Source organism: Sinomonas cellulolyticus, from assembly GCF_014656475.1.
GTDB classification, from domain to species: domain Bacteria; phylum Actinomycetota; class Actinomycetes; order Actinomycetales; family Micrococcaceae; genus Sinomonas; species Sinomonas cellulolyticus.
Window position 1 is genome coordinate 353,426 of sequence record NZ_BNCM01000002.1, and the last position, 25,390, is coordinate 378,815.

General features: G+C 71.4%; 23 protein-coding genes. 7 read left to right on the forward strand and 16 right to left on the reverse strand.

What is annotated here, in order from left to right:
• Positions 1 to 27: 27 nt before the first annotated feature.
• Positions 28 to 2,184 carry an elongation factor G-like protein EF-G2 gene (locus tag IE231_RS03875; RefSeq protein ID WP_189692619.1) on the reverse strand — a complete coding sequence of 719 codons (2,157 nt, stop codon included), beginning with the start codon at positions 2,182 to 2,184 and terminating at the stop codon, positions 28 to 30.
• 175 nt (positions 2,185 to 2,359) lie between these two features.
• Here IE231_RS03875 and hutG point away from each other — a divergent pair, with 175 nt between their 5' ends.
• Complete coding sequence (gene hutG / locus IE231_RS03880) at positions 2,360 to 3,355, forward strand: formimidoylglutamase (protein WP_189692620.1); 996 nt, start codon at positions 2,360 to 2,362, stop codon at positions 3,353 to 3,355.
• A 15-nt stretch (positions 3,356 to 3,370) separates the two neighbouring features.
• On the opposite strand, the gene IE231_RS03885 is transcribed toward hutG, so the two are convergent.
• Both IE231_RS03885 and IE231_RS03890 read right to left on the reverse strand, forming a co-directional pair.
• Complete coding sequence (locus tag IE231_RS03885) at positions 3,371 to 4,309, reverse strand: patatin-like phospholipase family protein (protein WP_189692621.1); 939 nt, start codon at positions 4,307 to 4,309, stop codon at positions 3,371 to 3,373.
• A 141-nt stretch (positions 4,310 to 4,450) separates the two neighbouring features.
• Complete coding sequence (locus IE231_RS03890) at positions 4,451 to 5,686, reverse strand: hypothetical protein (protein WP_189692622.1); 1,236 nt, start codon at positions 5,684 to 5,686, stop codon at positions 4,451 to 4,453.
• A gap of 50 nt (positions 5,687 to 5,736) precedes the next feature.
• On the opposite strand from IE231_RS03890, the gene IE231_RS03895 reads away from it, so the two are divergent.
• Complete coding sequence (locus tag IE231_RS03895) at positions 5,737 to 6,213, forward strand: MarR family winged helix-turn-helix transcriptional regulator (RefSeq protein ID WP_189692623.1); 477 nt, start codon at positions 5,737 to 5,739, stop codon at positions 6,211 to 6,213.
• On the forward strand, positions 6,210 to 7,889 hold the full coding sequence (locus IE231_RS03900) for an MFS transporter (protein ID WP_189692624.1): 1,680 nt from the start codon (positions 6,210 to 6,212) through the stop codon (positions 7,887 to 7,889). The genes IE231_RS03895 and IE231_RS03900 overlap by 4 nt, the downstream gene beginning before the upstream one ends.
• A 19-nt stretch (positions 7,890 to 7,908) precedes the next feature.
• On the opposite strand, the gene IE231_RS03905 is transcribed toward IE231_RS03900, so the two are convergent.
• Complete coding sequence (locus tag IE231_RS03905) at positions 7,909 to 8,916, reverse strand: DMT family transporter (RefSeq protein WP_229866474.1); 1,008 nt, start codon at positions 8,914 to 8,916, stop codon at positions 7,909 to 7,911.
• Positions 8,917 to 9,179: 263 nt separating this feature from the next.
• Here IE231_RS03905 and IE231_RS03910 point away from each other — a divergent pair, with 263 nt between their 5' ends.
• A complete protein-coding gene (locus IE231_RS03910) occupies positions 9,180 to 10,454 on the forward strand; it encodes an Nramp family divalent metal transporter (RefSeq protein WP_255429878.1) in 1,275 nt (424 codons plus the stop codon).
• Positions 10,455 to 10,553: 99 nt separating this feature from the next.
• Here IE231_RS03910 and IE231_RS03915 read toward each other — a convergent pair whose 3' ends face one another.
• The 7 genes from IE231_RS03915 to IE231_RS03945 all read right to left on the reverse strand — a co-directional run bounded on the left by IE231_RS03915 (position 10,554) and on the right by IE231_RS03945 (position 19,207).
• The gene (locus IE231_RS03915) at positions 10,554 to 10,787 is read right to left on the reverse strand and encodes a hypothetical protein (RefSeq protein ID WP_189692625.1); all 234 of its coding nucleotides are present in this window, start codon (positions 10,785 to 10,787) and stop codon (positions 10,554 to 10,556) included.
• A gap of 204 nt (positions 10,788 to 10,991) precedes the next feature.
• Complete coding sequence (hutH, locus tag IE231_RS03920; protein ID WP_189692626.1) at positions 10,992 to 12,593, reverse strand: histidine ammonia-lyase; 1,602 nt, start codon at positions 12,591 to 12,593, stop codon at positions 10,992 to 10,994.
• Positions 12,594 to 12,604: 11 nt separating this feature from the next.
• Positions 12,605 to 14,371, reverse strand: a complete 1,767-nt coding sequence (gene hutU / locus IE231_RS03925; protein WP_189692627.1) for a urocanate hydratase — start codon at positions 14,369 to 14,371, stop codon at positions 12,605 to 12,607.
• Positions 14,372 to 14,552: 181 nt separating this feature from the next.
• Positions 14,553 to 15,917 carry an LCP family protein gene (locus IE231_RS03930; protein WP_201896924.1) on the reverse strand — a complete coding sequence of 455 codons (1,365 nt, stop codon included), beginning with the start codon at positions 15,915 to 15,917 and terminating at the stop codon, positions 14,553 to 14,555.
• Positions 15,918 to 16,043: 126 nt separating this feature from the next.
• A complete protein-coding gene (locus tag IE231_RS03935; protein ID WP_189692628.1) occupies positions 16,044 to 16,841 on the reverse strand; it encodes an IclR family transcriptional regulator in 798 nt (265 codons plus the stop codon).
• Positions 16,842 to 17,093: 252 nt separating this feature from the next.
• Positions 17,094 to 17,837: a 3-hydroxybutyrate dehydrogenase gene (locus IE231_RS03940; RefSeq protein ID WP_189692629.1), complete on the reverse strand. Its 744-nt coding sequence runs from the start codon at positions 17,835 to 17,837 to the stop codon at positions 17,094 to 17,096.
• Complete coding sequence (locus IE231_RS03945) at positions 17,834 to 19,207, reverse strand: MFS transporter (protein WP_189692630.1); 1,374 nt, start codon at positions 19,205 to 19,207, stop codon at positions 17,834 to 17,836. Before IE231_RS03945 ends, IE231_RS03940 begins: the two co-directional genes overlap by 4 nt.
• A gap of 179 nt (positions 19,208 to 19,386) precedes the next feature.
• Between IE231_RS03945 and IE231_RS03950 the strand changes: the two genes are divergently transcribed.
• A complete protein-coding gene (locus IE231_RS03950) occupies positions 19,387 to 20,301 on the forward strand; it encodes a LysR family transcriptional regulator (RefSeq protein WP_229866475.1) in 915 nt (304 codons plus the stop codon).
• 31 nt (positions 20,302 to 20,332) lie between these two features.
• Here IE231_RS03950 and IE231_RS03955 read toward each other — a convergent pair whose 3' ends face one another.
• Genes IE231_RS03955 through IE231_RS03975 form a run of 5 tightly spaced genes read right to left on the reverse strand, consistent with a single transcriptional unit; the run spans position 20,333 to position 23,826 of the window.
• The gene (locus tag IE231_RS03955) at positions 20,333 to 21,202 is read right to left on the reverse strand and encodes a spermidine synthase (RefSeq protein ID WP_189692631.1); all 870 of its coding nucleotides are present in this window, start codon (positions 21,200 to 21,202) and stop codon (positions 20,333 to 20,335) included.
• Positions 21,202 to 22,260: an alcohol dehydrogenase catalytic domain-containing protein gene (locus IE231_RS03960; protein WP_189692632.1), complete on the reverse strand. Its 1,059-nt coding sequence runs from the start codon at positions 22,258 to 22,260 to the stop codon at positions 21,202 to 21,204. The genes IE231_RS03955 and IE231_RS03960 overlap by 1 nt, the downstream gene beginning before the upstream one ends.
• A gap of 10 nt (positions 22,261 to 22,270) precedes the next feature.
• Positions 22,271 to 22,798: a GNAT family N-acetyltransferase gene (locus tag IE231_RS03965; protein ID WP_229866476.1), complete on the reverse strand. Its 528-nt coding sequence runs from the start codon at positions 22,796 to 22,798 to the stop codon at positions 22,271 to 22,273.
• 6 nt (positions 22,799 to 22,804) lie between these two features.
• Positions 22,805 to 23,467: an O-methyltransferase gene (locus IE231_RS03970; RefSeq protein ID WP_189692633.1), complete on the reverse strand. Its 663-nt coding sequence runs from the start codon at positions 23,465 to 23,467 to the stop codon at positions 22,805 to 22,807.
• Between the two features lie 32 nt (positions 23,468 to 23,499).
• Complete coding sequence (locus IE231_RS03975; protein ID WP_189692634.1) at positions 23,500 to 23,826, reverse strand: thiamine-binding protein; 327 nt, start codon at positions 23,824 to 23,826, stop codon at positions 23,500 to 23,502.
• Between the two features lie 91 nt (positions 23,827 to 23,917).
• Between IE231_RS03975 and IE231_RS03980 the strand changes: the two genes are divergently transcribed.
• Together IE231_RS03980 and IE231_RS18455 are read left to right on the forward strand one after the other, a co-directional pair.
• Positions 23,918 to 24,544 (forward strand): TetR/AcrR family transcriptional regulator, encoded by a 627-nt coding sequence (locus IE231_RS03980; protein WP_189692635.1) that lies wholly within the window; start codon positions 23,918 to 23,920, stop codon positions 24,542 to 24,544.
• A 65-nt stretch (positions 24,545 to 24,609) separates the two neighbouring features.
• Complete coding sequence (locus IE231_RS18455; protein ID WP_201896925.1) at positions 24,610 to 25,380, forward strand: DUF5684 domain-containing protein; 771 nt, start codon at positions 24,610 to 24,612, stop codon at positions 25,378 to 25,380.
• Positions 25,381 to 25,390: the final 10 nt, after the last annotated feature.

Here is a 25,390-nt window from a genome sequence, read left to right on the forward strand (position 1 = left end):
GTACAGGCCAGCGGTCCGCGCAAGGGGTCAACGCGTCACGGGATCGTGCCGGAGGTACTCGCGCCGGAAAGTGCCGGTGCCGGCTGTGAGCCCGCGGAGCTCGACGGCGTAGCGCAGCAGCTCCGCATCCGGGACCTCCGCGGAGATGTCCGTCAGATCGCCGCCGGACGTGGTGCCGGTGACCCGTCCGCGCCGCGAGGAGAGGTCGCTCATGACCGTGCCCACGTGCTCGTCCGGGACGCTGACGGTCACCGACGAGACGGGCTCGAGCAGCTGGATCCTGCCCGCGGCGGCGGCCTCGCGCAGCGCGAGCGCCCCGGCCGCTTGGAACGCCGCGTCCGAGGAGTCCACGCTGTGCGTCTTGCCGCCCACGAGGGTGACCCTGATGTCCACCACGGGGAATCCCTCCGCGACACCCTTGGCCATCTGGGCGCGCACTCCCTTCTCGACGGATTCGATGAAGGTCCGCGGGATCACCCCGCCCACCACGCGGTCCACGAATTCGAATCCGGCGCCGCGCTCGAGGGGTTCCACTTCGATGTCGCAGATGGCGTACTGGCCGTGGCCGCCGGACTGCTTCACGTGCCGGCCGTGGCCCGCCGCGGCGGCGGCGAACGTCTCGCGCAGGGGCGTGACGACGTCGACCGTCTGGAGCTTGACCCCCTGCTCCCTCAGCCGGTCCAGGACCACGTCCGCGTGCGCCTCCCCCATGCACCACAGCACAAGCTGGTGCGTCTCCGCATTCCGCTCGACGCGCAGGGTCGGATCCCCGGCGGCGACCTTCGCGAGGCTCTTGGCGAGCGCGTCCTCGTCTCCGTGCGAGGCCGCCTCGACGGCCACGGGCATGAGCGGCTCGGGCATGTCCCACGGCGCCACGAGCATGGGCGCGTCCCGCGCCGAGAGCGTGTCCCCGGTCTCGGCGCTCAGGCGGGCGACGGCGCACAGGTCCCCCGCCACGGCGTACGGCGCCGCCTGGAGGGTGGAGCCGAACGGGGTGTAGAGGTGCCCGAGGCGCTCGTCCGCGTCGTGGTCGGGGTGGCCGCGCTCGGCGAGCCCGTGCCCGGCAACGTGGACGGGCGTCTCTTCGCGCAGCGTCCCGGAGAACACCCGGACGAGGCAGACCCGGCCCAGGAACGGGTCTACCGTGGTCCGCACGACCTCGCCCACGAGCGGGCCCTCGGGGTCGCAGCGCAGCCCCTTGACCGGCGTGCCCTCGAGATCGGTCACCGCCGGGAGCCCGCGCTCGGCCGGGGACGGGAAGCCCCGCCGCAGCACTTCGAGGACCTCGGCCGTGCCGACGCCGCTACTGCCGCTGCCGGTGCTGCCGGTGCTGCCACTGCCGGCGAGTGCCGACGTCGGCACCACCGGGAAGAACGAGCCCCGCGCGACCGCCTTCTCGAGGTCGCCGATGATCGTCTCGAGCCCGATGTCCTCACCGCCCAGATAGCGGTCCATGAGGGTCTCGTCCTCGCTCTCGGCGATGATGCCCTCGATGAGCGCACCGCGGACCTCGTCCCACCCGGCGAGTTCCTCCTCGCGCGCGGACCGCATCTCGGGCTGGCCGCCGGGCCCAGTCTCGTCCGAGTAGTCCGAGACCGTCCGGGTGAGCAGGCCGAGCAGGCCGACCAGCGCGCCGTCGTGCGTCACGGGCACGTACAGCGGCAGGACCGACTCGCCGAACGCATCCTGGCAGCGGGCGAGTGCCGCCTGGTAGTCCGCCCGGGGGTGGTCCAGCTTGGAGAGCACGACGGCGCGCGGCATCCCCACGCGCTCGCACTCGTTCCACAGGGCCACCGTCGCCGCATCGATGTCCTCGGCGGCCGAGACGACGAACAGCGCCCCGTCCGCCGCGCGCAGGCCCGCACGCAGCTCGCCCACGAAGTCGGCGTAGCCGGGGGTGTCGAGGAGGTTGACCTTGACCTCCCCGGACATGACCGGAGCGAGGGAGAGGGCCACGGAGCGCTGCTGGTGCACGGCGGCAGGGTCGGAATCGCTCACGGTGGTGCCATCCGCGATCGTACCCATTCGGGTGATGGCTCCCGTGGAGGCGAGGATCGCCTCGAGCAGGATGGTCTTCCCGGCGCCGGAGTGGCCCACGAGGGCCACGTTGCGGATCAGCTCTGACCGCCTCACCGCGTCCGGGCCCGACCCCTTCGCCGTACCATTGGTCCCTTTGCCTGACATGGGTTCCTCCTGGCGTCTTCTGCCCCGAACCGGCGCTGCGTTGCCCCTATCCTGCCCCTCGGGCCGCGCCAAGGGGAGGGGGCGGGGGAAACTCCTGACGGGCCCGTCCGGAGTGCCGGACACAGGCCGGTGTGGCCTCTGGCGCCACGCCGGGCGGATGCGGTGTGCTGGGGGGATGAGCGAAGCGGCACCCCTGACTGTCGACATTCCGTGCGGCCTCTGGTCGGGCCGCAACGACGGGGACTCCCCGGAACACCGCCGCTGGTGGCAGGCGGTGCGGCCGCACTCGGCGGAGGAGCTCGCCGCGTCGGTTCGGGCTGCGCACGACGGCGCGCGCCCGGCGCCCGCGGTGCTGCTCGGCTTCCGCTCCGAGGAGGGGGTGCGGCGCAACCGGGGGCGCCTCGGCGCGGCCGAGGGGCCCGCTGCCATCCGGGCCGCGCTCGGCCCGCTCGCGTTCCACGTGGACCGCGACGTGTTCGATGCGGGCGACGTCACGGTGGCGACAGGCGGCGACGACAGCCCCGGAGACCTCGAGGGCGGGCAGGAACGCTTCGGCGCAGCCCTGGCCGTCGCCCTCGATGCCGGCGCCCTCACCGTGGGCCTGGGCGGGGGCCACGAGACCGCGTTCGCGGGCTACTTGGGCGTGGCCGGGTCCGAACGCTCGGGCGGGGCGCGGATCGGCGTCCTGAACCTCGACGCGCACTTCGACCTGCGCGACGGGGACCGGGCCACGTCCGGCACCCCATTCCTGCAGATGGCCCGGGCGGAGGCCGCCGAGGGACGCACGCTCGAGTACGCCGTGCTCGGGATCTCGCGGCCCAACAACACGCGCGTGCTCTTTGACCGCGCGGACGAGCTCGGCGTGCGGTACCTCCTCGACGAGTACACGACACGCGAGACGGCCGAGGCGTTCGTCGAGGACTTCCTCGCCGACCTGGACGCGGTCTACCTGACCATTGACCTGGACGTCCTCCCCGCGGCCACCGCGCCCGGGGTGTCCGCGCCTGCGGCGGTGGGCGTGCCGCTGCCGGTGATCATCGCCGTCGTGCGCCGGGTCGCCGCGAGCGGGAAGCTGCTCCACGCGGACATCGCCGAGCTCAACCCGACGTTCGACGTGGACGGGCGCACGGCACGGGTGGCCGCGCGCCTCGTGGACACAATCCTGGGGTAGCCGGCCCCCGGCCGCTCAGTCCCAGAAGGCGGCGAGCTCCTTCCCGAGGGCTCGGCCGTGCTCGAAGCCCGCGCGTGCCGCCGGCTTCCGTGCGGCGAGGTTCATCATGTTGCCCCCGAACGCGTCGAGGGCGGCGCGATCAGGGACGACGGTCTGGACGGCGCTGCCGCCCGCGCGCAGCTCCTCGACCTGCGCCGCGAGCTGCATGCCCCATTCGAGCGGGTGCCGGGTCCTGCCGCCGAACGGCGAGAGCACCAGTACACGCACGTAGCCTGCTGCCAGGTCCGCGTTCTCGTTGCGGCGGTAGCCGCCGTCGATGTAGAGCCGCCCGCCGAGCCGGTAGGGCAGGCCGCTCGAGGTGCTCGCCGCGACCGCATCGACGAGGTCCACGCCGCTGTGCCGGTCGAACACCGCCCCCTCCCCGGTGCCCGCGTCCACGGCCGTGATGCGCACGAGCTGCTGGGGCCAGCGGTCGTGGGGCAGCCGGCTCGCGGTCGTGGCGCGCCACGTGGTGGACCAGGAGCCGTCCGAGGCGGCGTCCAGCTCGATCGCGGCCGCACCCATGCGGCGCCGCATGTCCGCCGCACTGTGGGCGGCGGCGATGATGCGGCCGGTCCGCTCCATGTGGTCGGCAGGGCCGCCTGGGCCTCGGGGGGAACCGGCCGGACGCGCGGCCGCCGGGGTGCCGCCCCGCGGCGGGGGAACGGCAGCGAGGATATCGGCGTAGAGCGCGGCAGGGCTCGCGCCGGTGGTCTGGGCGGCGACGGTCGCCCCGGCGGAGGTTCCGACGATGAGGTCGGCGTGGGTCACGTCGAGGCCCGCATCGAAGAGGCCGGCGAGGACGCCGATCTCCCAGGCGTTGCCTGCGGAGCCGCCGCCGCCGAGGACGAGGGCGCGGGCGTTCGGGCCTGCGGTGCGGCGCGCATCGAGGGGTGTGTTCTGGTGGGAATCCATGGGAGTCGCCTTTCGCGAGGTGCCTTCTTGGCGCTCCCGGTGCGACTGCGTCAGTCGCGCTGATCGTGGACGGTGGGAGCACCCATTGCGGTTGCTGCGTTCATGGGTCTCACCTCCTGGAGTCGATCACGCCGGCATGGATCACGATCGCCGGAAGGCTAGCACGCGGGAGCCCTTCCACTCCATCCCCCAGAGGAACGCGGCCGCGGCGGCGGCCCAGAGTGCGGCCAGCCACAGCGGGTCCGGGATCGCGGCGAGCGGGCCGGTCTGGTCCGCGGCGAAGGCATACCGGCTGTCGTCCAGGACAAGCTCGTCGGTGAGGCCCGAGGACGGAATGGGCGGGAGTCCACGGACCACGTCGGCCGCGAGCGCGATGTAGATGCGGCGGGGGTCGAGGAGGAGGCCCGAGACCAGCGCCAGCGCCACGAAGACCAGGAGCGGCGCCGCGAGCCACGCGACCTTGGGATACCGGCATGCCCGGCACGCGAGGTCCAGCAGGCGCAGCTGCGAGAGCGCAAAGCCGATCATGGTCCCGGTCGCCGAGAGTGTGAGGAGGGTGGTGAGCCAGTCGCCCATCTCGGTGGCCCGGAACACGGCGAACACGGGGTGGGACGTCTGCTCGGCCAGGCGGTCGAGGGCGAAGGCGGCGATCCCCACCACGAACCCGCACACGAGGCCGCGCCCCGCGTAGTCCCCGGCCATGGCCAGCGATGCCCCGATCCTCGGGCGGCCGCTCACAAGCACGATCGCGAGCCACGCCGTGACGACCCCCGGCGTGGAGGCGAGCAGGAGGCTCAGTCCCGCGAGGGTCGCGTACTGGCTGACCACCACGCCCGCGGCGTGGTACCCGAGGAGCCCGTTGACGAGCATCGCCGCGAGCGCGAGCAGCGCGAGCGACCCCACGAGGCCGCGCCGTCGGCCCGAGCCGTGGCGGTGCGCGGGTTCCGGGGCGTCGCGGAGGCCCTGCCGCCAGCGCACGACGCCGGCCCACGCCTCCCGCTGCCACGTCGCCGAGGCACGCACGACGACGCCGGGCACCGTGGCGTCCGAGAGCCCCGGAACGCAGCCGGCAAGCACATCGCGCCGGGTCCGCACGGCGGCGCAGGCGACCACGAGCGCGGCGGCGGCCAGGACCGCGAGCGGGGTGCCGGCCCAGGATGTCGGGCCAGCCGACCTGGCCGCCACGGACACCCCCAGGAGGGCCGCCGAGGCCGCCGCGGCAGCAGTCCCGAGCCAGGCGAGGCGCCGCGGGAGGAGGCGCGCGGCGTCGTGCGCGCGGGCCCACGCCCATACCGCGAGCGCGGCGCAGAGAACCGCGCCGAGCCACGCCGCGGCGGCCGCTCCCGGACCGGGCTCATCGGGCAGGATGATCGTCACGGGGCCAGCATACCGATCGACACATAAGTGCCTTATGTCATAATCCCCTTATGCAATCTCCAGGCGCGTCCGATCCCGAGCTCGTCGGGCGCTTCTCCGTCCTGCTCGAGCAGCTCGTCCGGCGCCTGCGCACGGTCTACGCCGCCGGCCAGATCTCGCAGTCGGCGGCGAGCACCCTCGCCCGCCTCCGGGACGAGGGGCCGCTGCGGATCACCGACCTCGCCCACGCCGAGGGCGTCTCGCAGCCGGCCATGACCCAGCTCGTCGCGCGGCTCGAGGGCGAGGGGCTCCTCGCCCGCAGAGTCCCCGAGGGCGACCGCCGCAGCGTGCTGGTCGACGTGAGCGCCGCGGGGCGGGACGTCCTCGAGGCGCGGCGGGCGCAGCGGGTCGAGTTCCTCCAGGACCTCCTCGCCGGCCTGGACCGATCCGATTGGGCCGCGATCGCCGCCGCACTCCCCGCCCTCGAGCGCCTCGTCGCCTCAGAACCGAACAGCTCCCGCCAGAGCGCCCACCGGAAGGAACCATGAGCACCCACGGCAAGCCTGTCAGCCCCTTCAAGCAGCCCAAGGCGGTGTGGGCAGTCGCCTTCGCCTGCGTCATCTCGTTCATGGGCATCGGTCTCGTCGACCCGATCCTGCCCGCCCTGGCCACGGGCCTGCATGCGAGCCCGAGCGACGTCTCGCTCCTGTTCACGAGCTACCTCGTGGTGACGGCCGTGGCGATGCTCGGCGTGGGCTGGGTCTCGAGCCGGATCGGCTCGAAGTGGACGCTCATCCTCGGCCTCGTGCTCATCGTCGTCTTCTCCGCCCTCGCCGGCGCCTCGGACACCATCGGCGGGATCATCGGCTTCCGCGCAGGCTGGGGCCTGGGGAACGCACTGTTCATCGCGACGAGCCTCGCGGTGATCGTGGCTTCGGCCAAGGGCGGCTTCGGCGGCGCGATCATCCTCTACGAGACGGCGCTCGGGATCGGCATCGCCGTCGGCCCGCTGCTGGGCGGCGAGCTGGGCAGCATCTCGTGGCGCGGCCCCTTCTACGGCGTCGCGGCGCTCATGGCGATCGCGCTCATCGCGACGCTCCTTTTCGTGCCGCAGCAGCCCAAGCCCGCGGTCAGGACCAAGCTCAGCGCCCCGCTCACGGCGCTGAAGCACCGCGGGCTGCTGATCATGGGCCTCGTGGCGCTCCTGTACAACTGGGGCTTCTTCACCATGCTCGGCTACGCGCCGTACCCCATGGAGCTCGGCCCGCACGAGCTCGGGCTCGTCTTCTTCGGCTGGGGCGTGCTCGTGGCCCTCTTCGCCGTGTTCTTCGCGCCCCGGCTGCAGCGCCGCTTCGGCACCGTCGCCGTGCTGTACGCCAATATGGTGGGGCTGGCCGTCGTCATGGCCGTCATCGCGGTCGGCGTCCACGAGCCGGCCGTCGTGATCACCGCAGTCATCGTCAGCGGGGCCTTCATCGGCATCAACAACACGCTCACCACGCAGGCCGTCATGCTCGTGGCGCCCGTGGAGCGGCCCGTCGCGTCCTCGGCGTACGGGTTCGTGCGGTTCATCGGCGGCGGCCTCGCGCCGTTTGTAGCGGGCAAGATCGCCGAGGCGACGAACCAGAGCGTCGCGTTCTGGGTCGGTGCAGCGGCGTTCCTGCTGGCCGTTCCCGTCCTCGCCTCCGGCGCGAAGCTCGTGACGAGGGCCGAGCGCACGGAGGAGGCCGACGTCGTGCTCCCGACGCTCGAGCCGCTCGGCCGGGCAGCCGCCGGCCGCCCCGTCGTCGTGGCCGTGCGGCCCAACCCCGAGGCCGCGTCGATGGTGGACCGTGCCGCCGAGCTCGCAGCCCGCGAGGGCGCGCCGCTCGAGATCGTCCACGTCCGCGAGACGGACATCGTCGAGGAGCTCGCGATCAGCCCGGAGACCGAGGAGGAGGCGCGTGCCGCGGTGTCCGGCCACGTGGACCGGCTCGCGGCGCACGGGACGGACGTGCGCGGCCTCGTACTGCACAGCGTTGGCGACCACGCGGCGACCGCCAGCGCCCTCGCGCGGCACGCCGCCGAGGCCGGCGCCCTCGCCCTCGTAGTGCGCAAGACGCCGCACGGGCCGGTGGGCCGGCATCTTGCCGCGAGCCTCGAAGCGGCCGCGGACTCAGCGCACGACGGCGCGCGGCCGGAGCTCGTGGTGGTGGACCTCGAGGCCGAGGCGTCCGAGGCCTGAGGAGGCCTAGCAGGCCTCCTCACTGTGGGCCCCCGCCCCGGCGCTCCGATCCCGGAGCGGGCTCAGGCGCCTCGGCTGTCCGATCCGTTCCTGGGGGCGTTTGGCCCGACGCGGGCCTCGTCCGTGTGGGACCGGGCCCCGGTGCGTGCCGCCGCTGAGGGCCGGATGCGATGAGCCAGACGCCCGCAACTGCCACGGCACCGGCAGCGAGGAATCCGGCGAAGGCCAGAGGCGGCGCCGTGTCGGCCTCTCCGAGGACGGTGATGCCGAGGATGACCGCCACCATCGGGTCCACCACGGTCAGTCCGGCGACGACGAGCTCATCGCTGCCGGTGGCGTGCGCCTTCTGCACGAGCCCCGCCCCGAGGACGAGCGCCACGGCGACGCCGGCGAGCCCGGCCAGGGACAGCCAGGCGAAGTCGCCCTGGGCGATGCGGCCGATCACGGCCTTCGCCAGAGTCGCCACGAAGCCATAGAGGATTCCGGCGCCAACGGTGGCGAGGACGGCGCTCGGGCGGCGTCGGGTGCGCACCGTGAGCGCGAGCGCGGCGGCGACGGCGAACGCCAGCACGATCAGGATGGTGCGCAGGTGCCTGTCGCTGATCTGCACATCCTGGGCGGCAAGCGCCGCCACGGTGACGAAGGCCCCGATCCCGGCCACGCACAGCAGGATGGCCACGGTCTTCCTCGGGCCAGGGGGGCGGAGGGAGGCTCTGATCTGGGCAAGGACGGTGACGACCAAGGCGAACGCACCGAGGGGCTGCACCACCACCAGCGGGGAGAACCTCAAGGCCGTGAGCTGCAGCACCACGGCCGCGCCGAGCATCAGGGTCCCCAGGAGCCATGCGGGGCGGCGCGCGAGCGCGCCGAGGCTTGTCTCGCGACGGCCGCCGGCGGTGACGCCGCGGCCCTGGTAGACGGTGCCCAAGGCGAGGAAGACTGCACCGAGCAGTGCCACCGGGATCCCCATCCAGTGCGTCGAGGAGAACACCCTCGCATCGCCCACTGCAGTCATGACCGTCAGCATCGGCGCCCTCCTTCCCGTTCCGGCCCGTTTCGGAGGCTGGTGAAGTCGCTACCCCTCCCCCGCCAGCGGGAAACGGATTGGCTCCCTGACCCTCGCTTCAGGGGAAACCCGGAGGTTGCGCCCCGTCGCTCCGGGGAAACGGACCACGTGACGGTTGACCCAATCCACGGGAGGACAGCAGTGGCAGGCGGAAACGGCAGCGGCGAGGACCTCGACATCAAGGCGGCGCCGCAGGAGGCTGTGCAGGAAGGCCGCCTCCGTCGATACCTGCGCCAGCTCGGCCCGGGCCTGGTCACGGGGCAGCCGACGATGATCCTTCCGGAGTCGCGACCTATGCACAGGCAGGAGCGAGCTTCGGCAACGGCATGCTGTGGGCGGCGCCGGTGACCCTGCCGATGATGATCGCAGTGCAGGAGATCTCCGACAGGACGGCCCTGGCCACCGGGGAGAGCCTGGGCGGACTCATCCGCCGCAAGTTCTCCCGCAAGCCACGGATCGTCATCGGGATCCTGGTGGTGGCCCTGCTGGTAGCCAACACACTGAACATCGCCGCGGACCTCATGGCCATCGGGCAGGGGATGGAACTCCTCGGCGCCGGGCCCGACCACCTCTGGGCAGCCGTGGCCGGCGCAGTCATCGGCCTGACCCTCGTGACGGGTTCCTTCCAAGCCATCGCGAGGGTCTTCAAGTGGCTCTGCCTGGCCCTGCTGGCCTACGTCGGGGTCCTGTTCGTCGCCGACGTGGACTGGCCAGACCTCCTCGCGGGCCTCATGGGCCTGCAGTTCCAGTGGAGCTGGGACTACCTCGGCCTCCTCGTCGCCGTCCTGGGCACAACCATCTCGCCCTACCTCTTCTTCTGGCAGTCAGCCCACAGGGTCGAGGAGATGCGCGCCGAGGAGATCGGCGGCCCCCGGCCCGTCGCTCTTCCGGACAGGAACGACAGCCTGGCGCGCCAGAAGCTCCGGGCGGCGCGCACGGACGTCTTCACCGGCATGGCCTTCTCGGTGCTCGTGATGTTCGCCATCATGGCCGCCAGCGCGGCCACCCTCGGCCAGAACGGCGCCCAGATCACGAGCGCGGCGGATGCGGCCAAGGCCCTCGAGCCCGTCGCCGGCCCCGCCGCGAAGGCCCTGTTCTCCATCGGGTTCATTGCCACTGGCTTCCTGGCCATCCCCGTCCTGGCCGGCTCCGCCTCCGTGGGGCTGGCAGGCCTGCTCGGCACCCGATGGGGCTTCGACCGCAGCCCCCGCAACGCGAGGGTCTTCTACAGTCTTCTCGCCGCCGGAATCGTGGGCGGCGTCCTCCTCGCCCTCGCGCTGGACGACCCCGTCGGCCTCCTGGTGTTCGTCGCCATCATCAACGGCATTGCCGCGGCGCCGTTCCTGATCGTGACGATGCTCGTCTCGGGTGACCGCAAGCTCATGGGCGCGTACGCCAACGGGAAGGTGGCGGCCACCATCGGCTGGGGCACGGCGGCGATCATGGCCGCGGCCGGGGCCGTCGGTCTCTGGACCACGTTCACGGGGCAGGGCTCCTGACCCTCTCCAGACTTGGAACGCCAGGAGGCCCGCACCGGCGGGTGCGGGCCTCCTGCGTTGCGAGCCTCTCCCGAGGCAGCCGCTGCGGCGAGCGGTGGCTCAGCCGCGGCGGACGATCACCCCATCCGACTTGAGGCACAGCTGGCGGTCATGCGCTCCGGCCACGAGCCACAGGACGTTGCCGCTGAGCGACACCTCCTCGACAGTCCCGCGGGCCACGACCTGGGCGTGCCTCACCACTTCGACGACTTCGCCCACGGCGAGCTGCGTCCAGTTCTCCACCGGTGCCTGGTATGCGCCCCGTCGAGTCAGTACCGCTCCGCGTGCCTTCATTGCTCTCCACTCCTTTGTGTAGACCGTTGTCATGGTGTCGTATGGGTTGTCGGCGACCAGCGCCCGATGCCCTCAGTGTCGGCCCTGTGAGGCCGGACACCCCTTTCTATCGGCTTCCACGGCGCGCCGCTATGTAGGGTCTGACCACCCTTGGCCACAACCGTTGTGCAGTCCGACAGGACGCGCACCGGGACGGTGCAAGGGTCAGCGGAGACCGCCGACGGCGGCACTCACCGCCGCGACCAACTCGCCCTCCGCGAGGACGCGGTCGGCGGCCTCGAGCTCCGGGGACATGAAGCGGTCCGTGCCCGGCCCCGGGACCGCCCGGCGGAGCACCTCGATGGCCGCCGCGCCGCCCGGACCCGGGACCAGCGCGCCGTCGGACGCCTCAGTGCGGATGTCGATCGCGCGGGCCGCCGTGACGAGCTCGATCGCGAGGACACGCCGGAGGTTCTCCACGGCCTTGCGGAGCTTGCGCGCCGCGTGCCAGCCCATGGACACGTGGTCCTCCTGCATCGCGGAGCTCGGGATCGAGTCCACCGAGGCCGGGACGGCCAGGCGCTTGCAGTCCGAGACGAGCCCGGCCTGCGTGTACTGGGCGATCATCAGCCCGGAGTCCACGCCCGGATCGTGGGCGAGGAACGCCGGGAGGCCGTGCGAGCGGGCCGGGTCCAGCATGCGGTCCGTGCGCCGCTCGGCCATCGAGGCGAGGTCCGCCACGGCGATCGCGAGGAAGTCCAGCACGTACGCGACGGGGGCGCCGTGGAAGTTGCCGTTCGAGGATACCCTGCCGTCCGGCAGGACCACCGGGTTGTCGATCGCGGCGTCCAGCTCACGGGACGCGACCGTCTCGGCGTGGGCGATCGTGTCGCGGACGGCACCTGCCACCTGCGGGGCACAGCGCAGCGAGTAGGCGTCCTGGACCCGGTTGTCGCCGACCTTGTGGGACTCGACGATCTTCGAGCCGGCAAGCACGGCGAGCATGTTCGCCGCGGAATCCGCCTGCCCCGGGTGCGGCCGCAGCGGGGCGTGCAGCTCGGGCAGGAACACTTGGTCGGTGCCCATGAGGCCGTCCACGGACAGGGCTGCGGTGACGTCTGCCGTCGTGACCAGCTGGCGCAGGTCCGCGAGGGCCATGAGCAGCATGCCGAGCATGCCCTCGGTGCCGTTGACGAGGGCCAGTCCCTCCTTCTCCGCCAAGACGATCGGCTCGATCCCGTGCTCGGCGAGCAGCTCCGCGACGGGACGCTCGCCCGCGCCGCCGAACCGCTCGCCGTCGGGCCCGAACGCCTCCCCCTCGCCCATGAGCACGAGGGCCACGTGGGAGAGCGGCGCGAGGTCCCCGGAGCAGCCCAGGGAGCCGAACTCGCGGATCACGGGGGTGATGCCCGTGTTGAGGAACGCGACGAACGTCTCGAGGACCACCGGGCGCACGCCCGTGCGGCCCGAGGCGAGGGTCTTGGCCCGCAGGAGCATGAGGGCGCGGGCCACCTCGGTCTCGACCGCCGGGCCCATCCCCGCGGCGTGCGATCGGATGAGCGACTTCTGCAGCTGCGTGCGCTTCTCCTGCGGGATGTGCAGGTTCGCGAGGGCCCCGAAGCCGGTCGAGATGCCGTAGGCCGGGGTCTCAGAGGCGGCGAGCGCCTCGACGTGGGCGCGGACGCGCGCCACCTCGGCGAGGGCCTCGGGAGCGATCGCGACCTTGGCGCCGTGGCGGGCTACGGCCACGACGTCCTCGGCGGTGAGGCCGTGCGTGGAGAGGGTGACCTCGGTGGGGAGGTGGGTCTCGGTTGCGGCGAGGGTCATCGTCGTCGTCCTTACTTCACGTTCTGCATGGGGATCTTCACGCCGCGTTCGGCGGCAACCTCGACGGCGCGCTCGTAGCCGGCGTCGACATGGCGGATCACGCCCATGCCCGGGTCATTGGTGAGGAGGGCGGTCAGCTTCGCGGCGGCCAGCTCGGTGCCGTCCGCCACGGAGACCTGGCCGGCGTGGATGGAGCGGCCGATTCCGACACCGCCGCCGTGGTGGATCGAGACCCAGGTGGCACCCGAGGACGCCGCGGTGAGGGCGTTCAGGAGCGGCCAGTCGGCGATCGCGTCCGAGCCGTCCTTCATGGCCTCGGTCTCGCGGTACGGGGAGGCCACGGAGCCGGAGTCGAGGTGGTCGCGGCCGATCACGATCGGCGCCTTGACCCTGCCCTCGGCCACGAGCCTGTTGAACAGCAGGCCGGCCTTGTGGCGTTCGCCGTAGCCGAGCCAGCAGATGCGGGCCGGAAGTCCCTCGAACTCCACGCGTTCCTCGGCGGCGTCGAGCCACTTGTGCAGGTGCTTGTTCTCCGGGAAGAGCTCCTTGATGGCCTCGTCGGTGACCCTGATGTCCTCCGGGTGCCCGGACAGGGCCACCCAGCGGAACGGGCCGAGGCCCTCGCAGAACAGCGGGCGGATGTAGGCGGGGACGAAGCCGGGGAAGGCGAACGCGCGCTCGTAGCCGCCCTTGCGGGCCTCGTCGCGGATCGAGTTGCCGTAGTCGAAGACCTCGGCGCCGGCGTCCTGGAACTCGACCATCGCCTGGACGTGGCGGGCCATCGCGTTCTGGGACTTCTTGGTGAAGCCCTCAGGATCGGCCTCGGCCTCGGGCTTCCACTGCTCCACGGTGTACTCGGGGGGCAGGTAGCTCAGCGGGTCATGCGCGGAGGTCTGGTCTGTCACGACGTCCACCGTGAGCTCACCGGCCTTGTGGCGGCGCAGGATCTCGGGGAAGACCTCGGCCGCGTTGCCCACGTAGCCCACGGACCACCCGCGGCGCTCCTCCTTCGCGGCCAGAACCTTGGCGATGGCGGCGTCGAGGTCCGTCTCGACCTCGTCGAGGTAGCGCTTGCCGACCCGGCGGCGCAGGCGGCTCTCGTCGACGTCCACAATGAGGCACGCGCCGTCGTTGAGGGTGACGGCGAGGGGCTGGGCGCCGCCCATTCCGCCGCAGCCTCCGGTGAGGGTGAGGGTGCCCGCGAGGGGGCCCTCCGCCGCGGAGCCCTCCGCGGGCGGGGCCGGGTGGCGGCCTTCGGCGAGGAGCTTGCGGCCGACCGCCGCAAACGTCTCGTACGTGCCCTGCAGAATGCCCTGGGTGCCGATGTAGATCCACGAGCCGGCGGTCATCTGGCCGTACATCGTCAGGCCCTCGGCCTCGAGGCGGCGGAACTCGGGCCAGGTGGCCCAGTCGCCCACGAGGTTCGAGTTGGCGATGAGCACGCGCGGCGCCCACCTGTTCGTGCGGAAGACGCCGACCGGCTTGCCGGACTGCACGAGGAGGGTCTCGTCGTCGTCCATGTCCTTGAGGGTGGCGACGATTGCGTCGAACGCCTTCCACGACCGGGCCGCGCGGCCCGTGCCGCCGTAGACCACGAGCTCGTCCGGACGCTCGGCGACCTCCGGGTCGAGGTTGTTCATGAGCATGCGCAGGGGCGCCTCGGTCTGCCACGACTTGGCCGAGATCTCGGTGCCGCGGGGGGCGCGGACCGGGCGGGCGCCGGTAGTGAAGTCGGCCTTGGGTGCCGGGGCCGGCCGGCTGTGTTCGGTGGTGGTCATCGTGACTCCTGCGTCGTGATGGTGTGGGCGTCTGGTGGATGGTGTGGCGGCATCTGGCCGGCCTGCTGTATCTATGACACCGCGGCGATGACCCCGAAGACAGGGCCCCAGAGAGGGTGGTGTCCGGGATTCCAGACGCGCCGAGGACGCGGACAACGGTCCCCCTGCGCAGACGGCGCCGCTACTTGACACACGGGACGGCGCCGCCCTGAAGGGCCCCTTCCCAAGTGGTGTAGGTCGGGGCCGGGCTCGGCGTGGGCGTTGCGGGCTGCGGGGTGCCGTCCGCCGTGGCGGCCGCTCCGCCGGTGCCCTGGGACGAGTCCTCGGACGACGTCGGGGCGGCGGTCGGTGAGACGGGGGCCGGCGAGGCGCCCGCGAGAGTCGGGGACGGCGCCGTCGTGGGTGCCGGAGCGGGGGCGAGGAGGTCGCGGACCATCCCCTGGATCTGGGCGAGGTCGACGAGGTTGATCGAGGCACCCTCCGGAGAGGTGCCGAATCCGAGGATGGGCAGAGTGGTGAAGGAGATGTTCCCGCCCGTGAGCGAGTTGGCCTGCTGGGCGAGCTGCAGGAGGTCCAGTCCGCGGTCCACGGCCATGTTCTTGCTGACCGCGTCCAGCACCGCCTCCATCTTCGGCAGGTTGGTGAAGGTCCCGGCCTGCTTGAGCTGGTGCAGGACTGAGACGATGAACGCCTGCTGGCGGCGGGAGCGGTCCAGATCCGTGAAGTCATAGGTCGGGTCCGAGGTGTCGCGGCGCTGGCGGACGAACGCCATGGCCTGCTGCGCATCGATCTGCTGCACACCGGCCTTGAAGTCGGCACCCGAGAAGGTGTCCTGCGTGTCCCTCAGGACGCACACCGTGATCGGCTGGATCGCGAGCGCCACCTCGTAGAACGCCACCATCGTGACCTCGACGAAGTGGTCGATCTGCACACCTCCGAGGAATCGGGAGACGGTGGCGATCTCGGCGGCGCGACCGGCGTCCCGGGCGCTCTGGTAGGTCGCGTCGTCGTTGGGCTTGCCCTGATCGAGGAGCGTCTGCTGCTCGACGGCGAACCCGTAGCTGTAGGCCTCCTTGACCTTGGCCATGAACCCGGCGCCCGGGAAGCCGGCCGTCTCGACGTAGTCGTCGCGGGGGATCGAGATCGCCGTGGACTTCGAGCCGTCCGCCGGGATGTGCACGAGCATGAGCACGTTCGCGTTGTAGAAGCCGACCGAGTCGTCTCCGGCATGCAGGGCGTTCTGGATGTCCTGGGGAAGCGGCTGGCCGTTCTCGTCGAGGCGGGAGTCGAGGCCCATGATGAGGATGTTGGTGTCCTTGGCCAGCTTCGGGACCACGGCCGACGGCGAGGGGCTCGCCGCCTGCTCCGTGGCCGCGCGGGCGAGGGCATCAGAACGGTGGACGTTGGAGTTGAACCTCGCGGCCAGCTGGGTCACGTAGACGGCCCCGCCGACGACCACGAGGACCAGCACGATGCACACGGCAAGGAGCGCCCGGCGCCACGTGAGGCGGCGCGGGCGCTCGGCACCGCCTCCGCTGGTCGGCATGCGCGCCCTTCCGGATGCTCCGCGGGGCAACCGGTGCGGCAGGCGGGCATCACTGTGATCCACACCATACGCCGGCAGCCGTGCGGCCGCACCAGCCGGTGCACGACGGCGTTCCGCGGCGTCCCGCTACGCCCGCCCGTAGATGCGGGTGGCGAGCTCCGCCGCCGTCTTCGCGACGCGCTTCGAGAGCTCCTCGCGCCGCTGCTCCGGCACGCGGCCGCCCTCGAAGGTCACCGCCACCGCGGCGGCCGGCCACCCCGCGTGGTCCAGCACCGCGGCGGCCACGGAGGCGAGGCCGCCGGTGACCTCGCCGTCCTCGGTCGCGTAGCCGCGCTGCCGCACTTGGTCCAGCTCGGACTGCAGCGCCGAATAGGAGCGGATCTGCTCGCCCTCCTCGGTACGCGCGGTGAACGCGGCGGCGTTCGGGTACAGCGCCCGGACCTGCGACTTGGGCAGCGCGGCGAGGATGGCCCGGCCGCTCGCGGTGAGGTGGCTCGGCAGGCGGACTCCCACATCCGTCACGAGCGAGGGCCTGTTCTTGGCGCGCTCCTCGACGATGTAGTAGACGTCCCGCCCGTGCAGCACGGCGAGGTGGGCACTCTCGCCGATGGCGTCGACGAGGGCGGCCAGCACCGGGCGGCCGAGCCGGGAGAGCGGCTCCTGCCGGGAGTACGCGCTCGAGAGCTCGAAGGCCGCGATCCCGAGGCCGAACCGCTGCTCCTCCGCCAAGTGCATCACGAACCCGTTCTCCTCCATCACGGCCAGGAGGTGGTACACGGTGGAGCGCGGCAGCCCAAGCTGTGCCGCGATCGCGGACGCAGGCTGTGGGCCGCGCCGCGAGGCGAGCAGCCGCAGGATGCGCAGCGTGCTCTCCGCGGCGGGCACCTTGGACTTCTCGCGCACGGCAGCGGGTGCGGCGGACATCGGGGTTCCTTCCGTTTCTCGCGCCTTCCAGCGCGGCCGGCGTCTGCAATACCGGACCACCCCAGTGTGGCGCGTACGGCGCCGCGTGCGCACCCGTTGTCCTGCGCACGGCGTCCGGGATACCAGACACGGCGCGGTCTGGATGAGTGCCCGGAAGATCCCCGTTCAGAACTGCACAAGCCAGCGCCGGTCCAGACCCCCTTGGGGCCGGAACCAGCGCTGGCTTGTGCAGTTTGATACCCGTCGGGCGGCCTACCGGGCGGACCAGCCGCCGTCGATCGTGTAGCTCGCGCCGGTGACCATGCCGGCATCGTCCGAGGCGAGCCAGCAGGCGAGTGAGGCGACCTCGGCGGGCTCGACGAGCCGCTTGATGGCCATCTCGGTGAGCATCACCTTGTCGAGGACCTCGGACTCGGGGATGCCGTGCGTGGCGGCCTGGTCCTTGATCTGCTTCTGCACGAGGGCCGTGCGGACGTACCCGGGGTTGATGCAGTTGGAGGTGACGCCGTGCTCGGCACCCTCGAGGGCCGTGACCTTCGAGAGGCCCTCGAGCGCGTGCTTGGCCGTGACGTAGGCGCTCTTGAAGGCCGAGGCCCGGATACCGTGCACGGAGCTCAGGTTGATCACGCGCCCCCAGCCCTTCTCGTACATGTGCGGGAGGGCCGATCGGATCAGGAGGAACGGGGCCTCGACCATGAGCCGCTGGATGCGGCGGAACGCCTCGGGGTGGTAGTCCTGGATCGGCGCGACCTTCTGGATCCCGGCATTGTTGACGAGGATGTCGCAGTCGAGGCGCAGGTCCTCGAGTGCCGCGGTGTCGAGGAGGTCCACGGCCCACGCGCTGCCGCCGAGTTCGCCGGCGAGCTTCTCGGCGGCGTCGCCGTCGAGGTCCGCAACCACCACGTGCGCTCCCCGGTCTGCGAGGCCGCGCGCCACGGCGGCGCCGATGCCCGCAGCGCCGCCGGTGACGACCGCCTTGCGCCCTTCGATGCTCATGCCCGGACCTCCGACTCAGAGGCACCAAGGTACTTCGCCGCGTCGGCGGCATCAAGCGCGTGGAGGGAGGTGCCCTTGGTCTCCCGCAGGGCGAGGACCGCGATGAGCGTGATCACGCCGGCCGCGGCGAGGTACACCGCAGTGGGCCACCAGGAGCCGGTTGCCTTGAGCCACTCGGTCGCGAAGACCGGAGCCAGCGACCCGGCCACGATGGAGGTGACCTGGTAGGAGATGGAGACGCCCGAGTAGCGCATGCGGGTCGGGAACATCTCCGCCATGATCGCCGGCTGGCCGGCGTACATGAGCGAGTGGAAGGCAAGGCCCACGATGATGGTCAGCAGGATCACGAAGGTGTTCTTGGTGCCGAAGGCCGGGAAGGCCCAGAAGCCCCAGGTCCCGCCGAGGATTGCTCCGGCAAGGTAGACCGGCCGGCGGCCGATGCGGTCAGCGAAGCGGCCCACGACCGGGATTATGGCGAAGTGGCAGAGGTGGGCGATCGCGATGACGCCGAGGATCGAGGCCGTGTTCATCTTCAGGCCCGTGCCGAGGTAGACGATCGAGAACGTCACGACGAGGTAGTACAGGATGTTCTCCGCGAAGCGCAGTCCCATGCCCACGAGCACGCCCTTGGGGTAGCGCTTGAGCACCTCGAGGACGCCGTACCCGGCGGCCTTCTCCGATTCGAGGTCGGCCTTGGCCGCCTGGAAGATGGGCGCCTCGTCGATCTTGGTGCGGATGTAGTAGCCCACGAGGACCACGATCGCGGAGAGCCAGAACGCCACGCGCCAGCCCCATGCGAGGAAGGCGTCGTTGGAGAGGGTCGTGGTCATGATCCACAGCACCGCCGTGGCGAGGAGGTTGCCCACCGGCACCGCGGCCTGCGGCCATGACGCCCAGAAGGCGCGCTCCCTGTCCGGGGCGTGCTCGGCCACGAGCAGGACGGCCCCGCCCCACTCCCCGCCGAGGGCGAGGCCCTGGACGAAGCGGAGCACGACGAGCAGGATTGGCGCCCAGACGCCGATCTGCCCGTACGTGGGCAGGCAGCCCATGAGGACGGTCGCCACGCCGATGAGCACGATCGTGATCTGGAGCGTCCGCTTGCGGCCGATCCTGTCGCCCATCTGACCGAACACGATGCCGCCGAGTGGCCGGGCCACGAAGCCGACCGCGTAGGTGAGGAACGCGGCGATGATCGCGTCGTACTCGTTGCCCATCTTGGGCAGGAGGATCTTGTTGAACACGATCGTGGACGCGGTCGCGTAGAGGAAGAAGTCGTACCACTCGACCACCGTGCCGGCCATCGAGGCCGAGACGATCTTCTTGAGCAGTGGTTGATCGGTGCTGCCGGCGGAGCGCTGACTAACGCTCATAGGGGTGCCTCCTGGGTGTCGTCACTGACACGGCTCACATTCGAAGCCTCGCGGGCGTCTTCACTGTATGGCGCCCATCACATGTCCCGACGAGTATTCCTTGCGCAGGACTGCGCCTTCAATGATCAATCCGGCACTGATCCTGTGCAGATTTGCAGATAGACCCGTAGAGTGTTCCCATGATGTCGGCCCAGCCCTCCCCCGATCTCCTCCTCGTGCTCCTGGAGGTGTCCCGCTCAGGGAAGTTCACGACGGCGGGCGAGAGCCTGGGCCTGAACCACACCACGGTGGCGCGCAAAATCGCGGCCCTCGAGAAGTCCCTCGGCGGCCGCGTGCTGGCCCGCGCCGCGGGCGGCTGGGAGCTCACCCCGCTCGGCGAACGGGCCGTGGGCATCGCGGCCCAGGTCGCCGACGCAGTGGGACGCTTAGGTCCCGGCGGGGAGGACCCCATCACCGGGGTGGTGCGCATGACGGCGACGGACGGCTTCAGCGCCTACATCGCCTCTCCCGCGGTGGCCCGGCTGCGGGCCGAGCACCCAGGCCTCATCGTCGAACTCGTCACCGTGACCCGGCGTGCCCTCCAGCAGCGTTCCGGCGTGGACCTCGAGGTCGTCGTGGAAGGCGAGCCTCAGGTCCACCGCGCCCACGCGGTCCGGCTCGGCGAATACACGCTTGGGATGTACGCCTCCCGCGCCTACCTTGCCCGGCACGGAACTCCGCAGACGCCCGAGGAGCTCGCCCGCCACGGCCTCGTGTACTTCGTCGACTCGATGCTCCAGATCGACGACCTCGACGCGCCGCGCCGCCTCGCGCCCGAGATGCGGGACGGCCTGACGTCGACCAACGTGTTCGTGCACGTCGAGGCGACCCGGGCCGGGGCGGGGATCGGCTTCCTGCCCTGCTTCATGGCGGACCGGCACGAGGACCTCGTGCGGCTCCTGCCCGACTACTTCCGGGAACAGCTCCCCTACTGGATGGTGCTGCGCCCGGACTCCTACCGGCAGCCAGCCGTAGCGGCCGTGGCCGGGGCGCTCCAGGAGCAGATGGAGATCGCGCGGCCCATGCTGCTCGGGATGGCGCCGACGGCCGCCTGAGCAGTTAGCGGGCGGGATCGGGGAAGGCCTCTCAGGGAAGGGGGTCAGGATCTTCGGCATCGACATCCGCCGCCGGGTCCCTTCGCGGCCGTGAGGCACCTATCCACGCCCGCACCTGCTCGTCGTCCCAGAACTGGGCCGGGAGTCCTCCGCCGAGCAGGCGGCGACGCAGGGCAGGCGAGGCGAGGACCGGCGTCGTGCTTCCCGCGATGACGAAGTTGCCGTAGCGGCGTCCCTTGAGCATGGCGGGGTCCGCAACGATCGCGGTGTGCGGGAAGACTTCGGCGATGGCTGCGGCCTCGATCCGCGCAGTGACATGGTCCGGCGCGCTGCCGATATTCGCCACGAACAGCCCTCCCGCGCCCAGCAGGCGGCCGGACGCGGTGATGAACTCTGTGGTGGTAAGCGGATCGGGCGTGCTGGCGCCCGCGAAGACGTCACGGATCACGACGTCGCGGGTGCCGGCCGTGAGGGACTCCGTCACGGCGCGGGCCTCGCCGACGCGGATGCGCACGAGCGGCGCCTTGGGGAGGTCGAACCACTCGCGCACGTAGTCGGCGAGCTTCGCGTCGAGCTCGACGACGACCTGCCGCGCGCCTGGATACCGTGCCGCGAGGTAGCGCGGCATCGAGCAGCCCCCGCCGCCCTGGTGCAGGACGCGCAGGCGGTCGGTGGACGACGGATCGAACCGGTCCTCGATGAGGGCGACGATCCAGCGCATGTACTCGAAGTCGAGCCGAAGGGGGTCGCTGAGCACCACGTGGGAGCTCTGCACGCCGTTGATCTTCAGGAGCCAGCCGTCGGAGGAGTCGCCGTCCGGAACGAGCTCGGCGGTTCCGGTGCTGATCGGGTACATCCCCGCGCGGGGCGCCGAGGGGCCCTTGGCCGGTGGGCGCGCCATCAGTCCCCCGACCCGACGATCACCCGGATCGCCCGGCGCGCGTCCGCATTGCCGTACGTCTCGTAGGCGTCCAGGATCCGGTCGAAGGGGAACCGGTGGGTGACGAGCTTGGCGGGGTCGATCTCGCGGTCGGCGATGCGCTCGAGGAGGTCGGGCTCCTCGGTCTCGCTGTCCAGCCCTGTCATTGCGGTGATGTTGCGGACCCAGTCGCGGTCCGGCGGGAACGAGACCGGCTTGCCGTGGACGCCCGCGTTGGCCACGCGGCCGCCCGGGCGGATCGACGCGAGCGCCTCGGCGTAGGTCCGCGGAAGGCCCACCGTCTCGATGGCTACGTCCACCCCGAGGCCATCGCGGCTGCGCGCCTTGACCTCCGCCCCGATGTCCACGCCGTCAGCAACCGTCACGGCGTCGGTTGCGCCGCATGTGCGCGCCTTCTCGAGGCGGTACTCGTTGCGGTCGACGGCGATGATGTGCTGCGCGCCGAGCGTCGCCGCCGTCATGATCGAGGCCAGGCCCGCCGGACCGGCGCCGATGACGGCGACCTCGTCCCCCTCGCCGATCCCGCCGTAGAGGACCCCGATCTCGTACCCGGTGGGCAGGATGTCGCTGAGCACGGCGCCCTGCTCGGCGGTCATGCCCTCGGGCAGGGGGACCAGCGCGTTGTCGGCAAACGGCACCCGAACGTACTCGGCCTGCGTCCCGTCGAGGAGGTGCCCGAACACCCAGCCGATTCCCCCGAGGGTCTCGCAGTAGGAGGTGAGGCCGGAGAGGCACGAGTCGCAGCCCATGCACTTGGTGATCGAGGAGACGATGACGCGGTCCCCGACCCGCACCCGCCGGCACTCCGGCCCGGCCTCCGTGACCACGCCGACGCCCTCGTGCCCAAGGATCCGGCCCTCGGCGACGGACTGCGCATCCCCTGTGAGGATGTGCAGGTCTGTGCCGGAGACCGTGGTTGCCTCGATGCGCACGATCACGTCCGTGGGCGCCTGCAGCACCGGGTCAGGGACGTCCTCCCACGACTTCCGATGGGGGCCGTGGTACACGAGGGCCTTCATGCTCTCCTTCTTACACCTTCTCCGGCGGCATCTGCCGGGCCAGTCGGATCTCCGACAGCCGCCGGCCGCCGATCTCGTCGAGCTTGCCTGCGCCGTCGGGGGCGAAGCCGAGCTTGGCGTAGAACGCCCGGGCACGTGGGTTGTCCTCGAACACCCAGAGGATTGCGGGGCCGCGCCCGAGGACGCGGTCGACGACGGCGCGGGCCGCACCCGTGCCGTACATCTCCGTGAGGACGTAGGCCGTGTACAGCTCGCGCAGATCGTCTACCCTAGGCGGATCGTCCTCGGCCCGGGCCGGACCCGCGCCGGCGAAGCCGACCACCCTGCCTCGGCGACGCACCAGCGCGAAGCGCCCGGCGGCGTCGTGCGCGAGAAGCTGGCGCCAGCGCTCGGTGCGCTGCGGGTCGCCGCCGAGGCCGTGGGCGAGGAACTCCGGTGGGAGGAGGTGCGCGTACGCCTCGCGCCAGCAGGCGTCCTTGACGGCGAGGATGGCCTCCGCGTCCGCCGGGACGGCGTCGGCGATCTCGAAGTCCTGCACCGGCCGCTACCTCACGATGGCCAGCGCGAAGCCATCCCAGCCCTTGGAGCCGGCTGTCTGCACCACGGTCGCGTCGAAGAGCGGACCGCCGAGGAGTTCGAGGGACTCGACGATCGAGGGCGCGTTGGCGGGGTCGCGCTCGGGCTCGAGAAGCGCCCCCTCCCACACGGCGTTGTCGAGCACGACGACGGTGCCAGGCCGCCCGAGTCTGACGGCCCACTGGAGGTAATGGGAGTTGTTCTGCTTGTCCGCGTCGATGAAGACGAGGTCGTACGGGCCGGTGAGGGTCGCGAGCGTGTCGAGGGCCGGCCCGACGTGGACGGTGACCCTGTCCTGCAGACCGGCCTCGGCCAGGTTCTCCCGGGCAATGGCTGCGTGCTCGGGCAGGTACTCGCAGGTGTCGAGGTGGCCCCCCTCCGGGAGGGCCTGCCCCATCCAGATGCTGCTGAACCCGGCGAGCGTGCCGATCTCGAGGACACGGCGTGCGCCGGAGATCTTCACGAGGAGGCTCAGGAGCTTGCCCGAGGTGGGCTGGACCTCGATGGGCGGCATGCCCCGCTCTTGAGCCGTGGTGAGGGCCCGCTCATGCTCTGGGCCCGGCTTGACCACCGTCTCGGTGAGCCACCGTTCGACATCGATCCACTCGGGGTGCGCGACGTGCTCGATCATGGCGCCAGTCTGGCACCCGGCCGGCGGCGCGGCTACTGGGCCGAGTTCTCGCCTCCGGCCTGACGGTCGATGGCGGCCTCGAGCCGCTCGACCTTGCCCGTGAGCTCGCCGGTGTGGCCCGGGCGGATGTCGGCCTTGAGTACAAGGGACACGCGGGTCCCATAGCGGCCCACGGCCTCGGTGGCGCGCTTGACCACGTCCATCACCTCATCCCATTCCCCCTCGATCTCGGTGAACATCGAGCTCGTGTGGTTCGGCAGGCCCGATTCGCGCACCACCCGCACCGCCGCGGCCACGGCCTCATGCACCGAATCGCTGGACGAGGAACCTGAGGGGGACACGGAGAAGGCGACGATCATGCGCCCAGTCTGCCACCCGCCGTCGTGCGGCGTCTGCGAGAGCAGAGCGTCACATAGGCGACACCGGAACTCTCAGTCGTACTGTGGAAACATGCAGCAGGAACGAGCGTGGCGCAAGCCTATGCGTGCCGACGCGGCGCGCAACATCGAGAAGATCATCACGGCGGCGCTCGACTGCTTCCGCGAGGAGGGGCCGAACGTGTCCCTCAAAACCGTGGCCGACAAGGCCGGGGTCGGCCCAGCGACCCTGTTCCGGAACTTCGCGGACAAGGACGAACTGGTCCTCGCCGCGGTCGAGCGGCAGATCAAGGTCAAGGTCGACCCCGTGGCCGAGATGGCCCTCGAGAATCCCGACGCCGCCGCCGGGCTCGTGGAGGTACTCAACGCCGTGATGCAGGTGGCCAACGACGAGCACAATCTGCTCTCCGCGGTGGCAGGGCGGCGCGGCCTGCTCGTAGGACTCGCCGGAAAGCTCATCGAGTCCATGGGGGTGCTCCTGCAGCGCGGGCAGAAGGAGGGCACCCTGCGGGAGGAACTGCAGCTGATCGACATGGTGCGCCTCGTCGCGATGCTCATCGGCGCCGGGGACACGGTCGAGCCCGGGTCCTTCGCCTGGCAGCGCTACGTGGCCCTCGTCGAGGACGCGATCCGCACCCACCGCGAGAACCGGCCGCTGCCCCCGCTCGAGCCGATTCCCGGGGTCGAACTGCCGCTCTGAGCGATCCTGTCCACAGGGACCACGGGCCCATGGCGGCGAGGGCCGAATCCCGCTAGCGTCGAAGCATGACCTCGCTCTCTGTCGTCGCGTCGACGGCCTACGGGACCTCCCCCGGAGCTGCCGCGGGACTCGGAATCATGTTCGGCCTGATCGGCACCGTCGTCGGCTTCGCAATCATGGGCCTCCTCTGGATGGGCATCTTCACGAAGGCAGGCAGGCCCGCGTGGGAGGCCTTCGTCCCCGTCTACAACTACTGGATCCTTCTCACCCAGATCATCGGCCGGCCCGCATGGTGGTTCTGGGTCATGATCGTGTGCAGCTGGATTCCCGTGGTGAACATCGTCTCGCTCGTGCTCGGGATCATCGCCATGAACGATCTTGCGAAGTCGTTCGGCAAGGACTCGGCCTACACGGTAGGACTCGTGCTCCTCTCGGTCGTGTTCCTCCCGATCCTCGGCTATGGCCAGGCCCGCTACCTCGGCCAGGGTGCCCTCATGGGCCCGGGCGGCTACCGTCAGCAGCAGTACTGGGGCCAGCCACAGCCGCCGCAGCAGTACGGGCAGCAGGGGTACGGGCAGCAGACGTATGGCCAGACGCCGCAGGCCCCATACGGCCAGCAGCCACCCGCGTACGGCGCACCGCAGAGCCCGTACGGGGAGCAGAGCCGGCAGCCGGGCCAGTCGGACACGTACGGCCAGTCGGACCCGTACGGCCAGTCGGACCCGTACGGCCAGTCGGACCGCTCTGGCCAGTCCAACCCGTCTGGCCAGCCCAACCCCTACGGCCAGCCCAACCCGTATGGCGAGCAGGGGCCTGACGCGCCCGGGCGGCAGTAGGGAAGGACGG